General features: G+C 39.6%; 1 protein-coding gene. It reads left to right on the forward strand.

All coding sequences use genetic code 11. From position 1 onward, the window contains the following. Nucleotides 1-364: 364 nt before the first annotated feature. On the forward strand, nucleotides 365-649 hold the full coding sequence (locus L975_RS14950; protein ID WP_177326653.1) for a hypothetical protein: 285 nt from the start codon (nucleotides 365-367) through the stop codon (nucleotides 647-649). The last annotated feature ends 378 nt before the right edge of the window (nucleotides 650-1027 follow it).

Consider the following 1027-nt stretch of genomic DNA (forward strand, 5'->3'; position numbering starts at 1 on the left):
GCAAAACTGGGGCTTAGGGCAGTCCTTATCGGGCATGCTTCCAGAGATGTAAGCGTTAATCGTGCAGCAAACCAAATTACTGAATGTTTAAACGTGCAGCGTTCCCACATATGCCAAGGTGGTGGTATTACATGTCACAATGTCTATTCTGGACGTAGTTCTCAGCCTGTATACAAGTAATTGGGGCTTCAGTTTGTTCAGTAAACAGCAAAACTGGGGCTTAGGGCAGTCCTTATCGGGCACGCTTCCAGAGATGTAAGCGTTAATCGTACAGCAAACAAAATACTGAATGTTTAAACGTGCAACGTTCTCACATATGCTAAGGCTGTGGCATTACAGTCCGAGATTATTAGATCACTACAGTGTGAGTGATAAAATGGGTGTAGATGAAAGGCGCTTTTATAAATCGATGATCAAACTTGTAGAAACTGAGTTTCTCAACCATTTGAAAGAGAGAGGTTTATGTGACAGTCGCCTGAAACGCGCTGTAGGGTCTCAGGCGGTGCGGGAAAGAACTGATTATATTAAATATATTTTTTCAACATTAATTATTTTTGTCTTTAATTTTTATATATGGGTTCATCCACACATACAGCATATGCTAAATATGGCGCATAAAAACACCTTTGAATATATGTCGCCAGTTTAAGGTGTTATTCCTGAGGCTATGACTAGCTCATGTAGTAGATAAAGAGGGAAACTTATCCTGCCTAGGGAAATTAAAAAATCAGATGATAGTGTTTTTTTTAAGAAGCTATCGCCTTCAATTTTTTCTATAAATAAACAAGGGGTAAATAATCCTATCAGTAAAAAATCAGCACTGCCACTGCCACTGCCACTGCCACTGCCACTGCCTATAAAATAAATTGAAATTAAGCATGTGATTAAGCAGGTCGTAGTGCCCTTTCCCCCAAAATTAAGACCATGACATCGATGAAATTTCCAATACTGTGACAGGCCCCCATTTTTAGAGCCATTCTGAGGATGAATCGAGCTGTTCAATAATCAATGGAAGCCACAAATTGCA

The organism is Plesiomonas sp. ZOR0011 (assembly GCF_000800945.1).
GTDB classification, from domain to species: domain Bacteria; phylum Pseudomonadota; class Gammaproteobacteria; order Enterobacterales; family CAMTGL01; genus Plesiomonas; species Plesiomonas shigelloides.